General features: G+C 63.9%; 7 protein-coding genes. 4 read left to right on the top strand and 3 right to left on the bottom strand.

Annotated features, from left to right (window positions below; translation table 11 throughout):
- Window positions 1–145: 145 nt before the first annotated feature.
- On the top strand, window positions 146–799 hold the full coding sequence (locus EOA28_RS23040) for a TetR/AcrR family transcriptional regulator (RefSeq protein WP_127253415.1): 654 nt from the start codon (window positions 146–148) through the stop codon (window positions 797–799).
- A gap of 25 nt (window positions 800–824) precedes the next feature.
- On the top strand, window positions 825–1,844 hold the full coding sequence (ilvC, locus tag EOA28_RS23035; protein ID WP_042644009.1) for a ketol-acid reductoisomerase: 1,020 nt from the start codon (window positions 825–827) through the stop codon (window positions 1,842–1,844).
- 182 nt (window positions 1,845–2,026) lie between these two features.
- Here the strand turns inward: ilvC and EOA28_RS23030 are convergent, their stop codons facing one another.
- Together EOA28_RS23030 and EOA28_RS23025 are read right to left on the bottom strand one after the other, a co-directional pair.
- Window positions 2,027–2,311: a PilZ domain-containing protein gene (locus tag EOA28_RS23030; RefSeq protein ID WP_126060181.1), complete on the bottom strand. Its 285-nt coding sequence runs from the start codon at window positions 2,309–2,311 to the stop codon at window positions 2,027–2,029.
- 166 nt (window positions 2,312–2,477) lie between these two features.
- Window positions 2,478–3,083 carry a BA14K family protein gene (locus EOA28_RS23025; RefSeq protein ID WP_127253414.1) on the bottom strand — a complete coding sequence of 202 codons (606 nt, stop codon included), beginning with the start codon at window positions 3,081–3,083 and terminating at the stop codon, window positions 2,478–2,480.
- Between the two features lie 165 nt (window positions 3,084–3,248).
- On the opposite strand from EOA28_RS23025, the gene EOA28_RS23020 reads away from it, so the two are divergent.
- Both EOA28_RS23020 and EOA28_RS23015 read left to right on the top strand, forming a co-directional pair.
- Window positions 3,249–4,361: an endonuclease/exonuclease/phosphatase family protein gene (locus tag EOA28_RS23020; protein WP_127253413.1), complete on the top strand. Its 1,113-nt coding sequence runs from the start codon at window positions 3,249–3,251 to the stop codon at window positions 4,359–4,361.
- Window positions 4,362–4,365: 4 nt separating this feature from the next.
- On the top strand, window positions 4,366–5,097 hold the full coding sequence (locus EOA28_RS23015; RefSeq protein WP_127253412.1) for a hypothetical protein: 732 nt from the start codon (window positions 4,366–4,368) through the stop codon (window positions 5,095–5,097).
- A gap of 22 nt (window positions 5,098–5,119) precedes the next feature.
- Here EOA28_RS23015 and EOA28_RS23010 read toward each other — a convergent pair.
- The coding region (locus tag EOA28_RS23010; protein ID WP_128315305.1) for a pyridoxal-phosphate dependent enzyme at window positions 5,120–5,615 on the bottom strand (496 nt) is incomplete at its 5' end.

The following is a 5,615-nucleotide window of genomic DNA, read 5'->3' as shown; positions in this document are numbered from 1 at the left end:
CCGCCGGCCAGCGACTAGCTGGCGAGGCTCGCTGCTCCGCCGGTCATTTTTCGCGGCAGCCCCTTGCATCGGAAACAGGAATGCGCAATAAGCCGAACCGTAACGTACGGTACGCCTCTGGGCTATCGGAAAACCGGGAAAGACCGTGCTGCAGGCAGGCGCCGATATCGACACAAGCGAAACGCTGACGGAGCGCCAGCAGGCTGTTCTGGACGCGGCGCTCCGCCTGCTGGTGGAAGAGGGCGACAACGTCACCATGACCGCGGTGGCGCGGCGGGCCAGCTGTTCCAAGGAAACGCTCTACAAATGGTTCGGCGACCGCGACGGGCTGCTGACGGCGACGGTGCAGTGGCAGGCCTCCAAGGTGCGCGTGGCGCCGGTCGATCGCAAGGGCCTGGACCTCGCGTCGCTGGAGGCAAGCCTCGAACGCTTCGCCTCCGACTGGCTCAAGGTGATCTCCAGCGATACGTCCATCGCGCTCAACCGCGTGGCCGTCGGCCATGCCGGTTCCGGCAAGGATGATCTCGGCGCCATTGTGCTGCAGAATGGCCGCTTCGCGCTGGCCCGGCGGCTGAAGCCGGTGCTTGAAGCCGGCCGGCAGGCCGGACTGCTCGATTTCGAGGACGCCGAGACGGCGTTCCGGACCTTTTTCGGCCTGGTCGGCCGCGACGTGCAGATCCGTCTGCTGCTCGGCGACCGGGTGGAATTGACTGAGGCGACAATCGGCGGCGATGCCCGCCGCGCGACGCAACAGTTTCTCGCTCTCTTCGGAGCAAACAACCGGCCGAAAGGCCTCTAATCTTCAAAAGGGAAGGAAGACCAAAATGCGTGTCTATTACGATCGCGACGCCGATCTCAATCTGATCAAGGGCAAGAAGGTCGCCATCATCGGCTATGGCAGCCAGGGCCGGGCGCATGCGCTCAACCTCAAGGATTCCGGCGTCAAGGAGATCGCCATCGGTCTCAAGGCCGGCTCGGCGACCGCCAAGAAGGTCGAGGCAGACGGCCTCAAGGTGATGAGCGTGGCGGACGCCGCCAAATGGGCCGACCTGATGATGATGGCGACGCCCGACGAATTGCAGGCCGACATCTACAAGAACGAAATCGCGCCGAACATCCGCGACGGCGCCGCGATCGCCTTTGCCCACGGCCTCAACGTGCATTTCGGCCTGATCGAGCCGAAGGCTTCGGTCGACGTCGTCATGATCGCGCCGAAGGGCCCGGGCCACACGGTGCGCGGCGAATACCAGAAGGGCGGCGGCGTGCCGTGCCTGGTCGCCGTCAACCAGGACGCTTCGGGCAACGCGCTCGATCTCGCGCTCTCCTATGCCTGCGGCGTCGGCGGCGGCCGGTCCGGCATCATCGAGACCAACTTCCGCGAGGAATGCGAGACCGACCTGTTCGGCGAGCAGGTTGTGCTGTGCGGCGGTCTGGTCGAGCTGATCCGCGCTGGTTTCGAGACGCTGGTGGAAGCCGGTTACGCGCCGGAAATGGCCTATTTCGAGTGCCTGCACGAAGTGAAGCTGATCGTCGACCTGATCTATGAGGGCGGCATCGCCAACATGAACTACTCGATCTCGAACACCGCCGAATGGGGCGAGTATGTCTCGGGTCCGCGCATCATCACCGCCGACACCAAGGCCGAGATGAAGCGCGTTCTGAAGGACATCCAGACCGGCAAGTTCACCTCGGAGTGGATGCAGGAATATCGGGCTGGCCTGGCGCGCTTCAAAGGCATCCGCCGCAACAACGACAGCCACCAGATCGAGGAAGTCGGCGCCAAGCTGCGCGCGATGATGCCGTGGATCGCCAAGAACAAGCTGGTCGACAAGGCGAAGAACTGAGGCGATCCACGTCTTTTGCCTGCGCGTCCTCGGGCTTTGCCCTGCGGCGCGCGGGTAATCGCGAAGAACAAGCTGGTCGACAAGGCCAAGAACTAATTCGCAATTTCATAGATGCTCGGAGAAGCCGGCGGATCGATCCGCCGGCTTTTTCTTTGCGAGATCGACGGCAGTGCCGCCGCAGCTCAGCCGTAGTGCCAGTGTGGCTTGGGCTCGGTGCCGGTGAACTCGACGCCGATGCGGTCCTCGCGGCGCCAGCGCACCACGGCCCTGTAGCCGATGCCATCGACCGGCACATAGAGCAGGAATTCATCCGGCACGCGTGCGTCGATCGGCACTTTCAACTCCGCGCCGTTCGAATGCATGTTGCGTACCGTGCACGTCACCTCGGAATTGTTGATGCCGGTCAAGATCGCCGCGCCCTTCAGGACGCGTTGGCGGCGTTGGATTCTGAGTTCGTTTTCGGCCATTGCAGGGTACGTTCTGGCGAATTTTTCGCTGCGAATCGGCATGTGAAGCACCGACATGGATGAATAGGCGCCGCTGATGAATTTAGGGTTATCAAGGTCGCGGCACAGGGTTGCGGCATAATAAAACGGCGCCGCGAAGGGCGCCGTTTCTGTGCCAGCAGGCCGCTCAGATATAGGGCGAAATGCACTGCCGGCGCGGGCCGTAGTTGGGCTGGAACGTGTTGTCCCAGGCCCGATAGGACCGGTAGCGGTCGTAGCACCATTGGACATGGGCCCTGGAAAGCCGCTCCGTCCGGTAAATGCGCCGCGGCTGAACATAGCGCGGATAGGGGTCGTAATAGTAAGGATCGTAGTAATTGTTGTAGGCCAAGCTGCCCAAGCCAAGGCCAAGGCCCAGCCCCAGGATCGCGGCGTCGCTGTCACGGAAGTGCCGGCGGTGATGGTGCCGCCAGCGCCAGTCGCCATCGCCATTCCACCTGTCTCGGTCCCAGTTGCGGTCCCAGTTGCGGGAGAAGTGCCGGTTGCCGTCGCGTCTGAAATCGCGGCCGCGCCACTCGCCGCCGCGCCGCCAGCGCCAGTCATACATCTGCGGCGAGTAGTTGTTGCCGCCAGCCCAACTGTCGCGGACGGGGACGATCGTGGGTGCCACCGCGCTGGTGGCGGTCGAGAAATCGGGCTGCAGGATCGGGCCGGCCACCGACGGCGCGGTCACGCCGGCAACGAGCCCCAAGGCCAAAAGCCCGGATCTGAAGGAAGAAAACAGCGGTTTCATTTCACTCTCCAAGGAGTAAAGGCCCCACGCCCAGAGCACCCCGGGAATGGGCTATTGTTGGAACTTTTCGTCTGAACGGAAGATGAACGGAAAGGTTCCATCAACCATGACGAGCATACGCCCGGCTCTTGTTTTCGGCCTCGCTTGCGCGCAAAGGTCACGGCCATGTCGCTCCGCCTCGCCACCTTCAATGTCGAGAACCTGATGAACAGGTTCGATTTCTCGGGCTATCGCAACCAGCTCAATGAAGACCGCACGCTGGCGCTGTTCGACATCCAGAGCGAGGCGGAATACCGGATCCTCGAGCAGGCCCGCGCGATCGCCCAGTCCGACGACACCCGCCAGTTGACGGCGCTCGCCATCGCGGCCACACGCGCGGACATCATCTGCATGCAGGAGGTCGACAATATCGAGGCGCTGAAGGCGTTCGAATATGGCTATCTGTTCAAGATGATCGGGCAGGGCTACCGTCAGAAATACACCACGGCCGGCAACGACTCCCGCGGCATCGATGTCGCGGTGATGATGCGCAACGAGACCATGCAGGGCCAGCCGATCGAATTCGTGCGCATGACGAGCCACGCCTATGTTACGTTCGAGCGGTTCGGCCTCTTCACGCCGGAGCTTGCGGCGCTCGGGCATGTGGCCAGCGATCGCATCTTTCGGCGGGACTGCCTGGAGGTCGACCTCACTGTCGGCGGCGTGCCGCTGACACTCTATCTCGTGCATTTCAAGTCGATGGGCTCGCCGCGCAACGGGCTGGACGGCCGCGAGGCGACAATGCCGCTGCGCATGGCCGAGGCGCAGGCCGTGCGCCGCATCATCGAGGAGCGTTTCGGCAAGGACCATGCCGCCGACAAGCGCTGGGCGATCTGCGGCGATATGAACGATTACCGGCAGCGCGTGAGGATCGAGGGCGACAGCTTCGACGGCTATCGCTTCGAGGTCGTCGATGAGGCCCAGTCCTCGATCAATGTGCTGACCGCCGGCGGCTTCTGCGAGAATGTCGTCGAGCGGCGGCCGGAGATGGACCGCTGGAGCTTCTACCACACGCGCGGCCCGGAGGAGCGGCATCTCTGCCAGCTCGATTACATCCTGCTGTCGAAGGCACTGGCGGCGAAGAACGCGACCGCCGTGCCCGACATCATCCGCAACGGCCAGCCCTGGCGCACCATCTTCCCGGCGGGCCAGGAGGTCGAGCGCTTTCCGCGCGCCGGCTGGGACAGGCCGAAAGCGTCGGACCATTGCCCCGTGGCAATCACATTGGACATGGCGTGACCCTTTGAGTTTCGATCTGCCCCGCAACGTCATCCTGCCGGTCGATGCGGTCGACGTCCGCCTCGATCCCGGGCCGCACCCCTTCGCCGTCAGCAATGCGGAAGCGATTGCTGAGAACTGGCGCCAGGAGATCGCGGCCAAACCGGCGCTGTTCGACGGCACGGTGGTGCTGCTTTCCGAACTGGCATACCGGGACAGCCGCCTCGTCGGCCGCTGCCATGCGGTCAATTATTCGACCTTCATGCTGTGGCGTAAGCGACGCGAGAATTCCGGTGCCGAGCACGCCTATGCGCATGCCATGCTGGTCGCCGGGGACAATGCGCTGGTGGCGATCCGCATGGGCCGGCACACGGTCAATGCCGGCCGCGTCTATTTCGCCGCCGGCTCGTTCGAGCCGGTCGATTTTCGCGACGGGCTGGTCGATATCGACTTCAACATGATACGCGAGGTGGGGGAGGAGACCGGGCTCGATCTTTCAGCGGCCGAGCGTGGACAGCGCTATCACGCGCTATCGACGGCAAGCGGCACGGTGATCTTCCGCCGCTACCGGGTCGCCGAACCGGCCGACGCGCTGGCGCGGCGCATCAGCGCCTTCGTCGCCGCCGAGGCCGATCCGGAGATCGAAGGGCCGGTCATCATCCGGCATGCCGCCGATTTGCCCGACGGGCTGATGGGGCATATGAAGCCGCTGATCGAATGGCATTTCGATGCAGCGACAAGGTTTCCTGACCCGTAGCATCAGTGCCAGCGGGTGCGCTCTATGGAAAGAGCGGTGGCAGCGCGTCGTCACGCGGCGCGCCTTTGCGCGCACCGCCGTCGTCCTTGTAGTAATAGCTGTAACCGTTGATGGCCGGCGCGCCGCCGAGATGCGCATAGAGAATTCTTGAGCCTTCCGGAAAGAAGCCTTTCCTCGTCAGGTCGATCAGCCCCTGCATCGACTTTCCCTCATAGACCGGATCGGTGATCATCGCCTCGGTGCGGGCCGCCAGCCGGATCGCGTCGTTCGTTTCGTTCGATGGAACGCCGTAGGCGGGATGGGCATAGTCGGGGTTGATGACGATTTCGTCCTCGCGGACGGCGCGGCCCAGCCCGACGAGAGCGGCGGTGTCGTCGACGATTCGGCGGACCTGGGCGCGGGTCTGGTCGGGCGTGCCGGAGGCATCGATGCCGATCACCCGGTCGGCGCGATCTTGAGCGGCGAAGCCGACGATCATGCCGGCCTGCGTCGAGCCGGTCACGACGCAGACGATGATG

It is taken from the genome of Mesorhizobium sp. M2A.F.Ca.ET.067.02.1.1 (assembly GCF_004023285.1).
In the GTDB taxonomy this organism is placed as follows: domain Bacteria; phylum Pseudomonadota; class Alphaproteobacteria; order Rhizobiales; family Rhizobiaceae; genus Mesorhizobium.
This window is presented reverse-complemented; position numbering and strand designations above follow the sequence as displayed.

What these genes read in the sequence shown, in the direction of transcription:
- EOA28_RS23030 (WP_126060181.1), bottom strand. Translation starts at nt 2,311, where the DNA reads ATGGCCGAAAACGAACTCAGAATCCAACGCCGCCAACGCGTCCTGAAG.
- EOA28_RS23020 (WP_127253413.1), top strand. Translation starts at nt 3,249, where the DNA reads ATGTCGCTCCGCCTCGCCACCTTCAATGTCGAGAACCTGATGAACAGG.
- ilvC (WP_042644009.1), top strand. Translation starts at nt 825, where the DNA reads ATGCGTGTCTATTACGATCGCGACGCCGATCTCAATCTGATCAAGGGC.
- EOA28_RS23025 (WP_127253414.1), bottom strand. Translation starts at nt 3,083, where the DNA reads ATGAAACCGCTGTTTTCTTCCTTCAGATCCGGGCTTTTGGCCTTGGGG.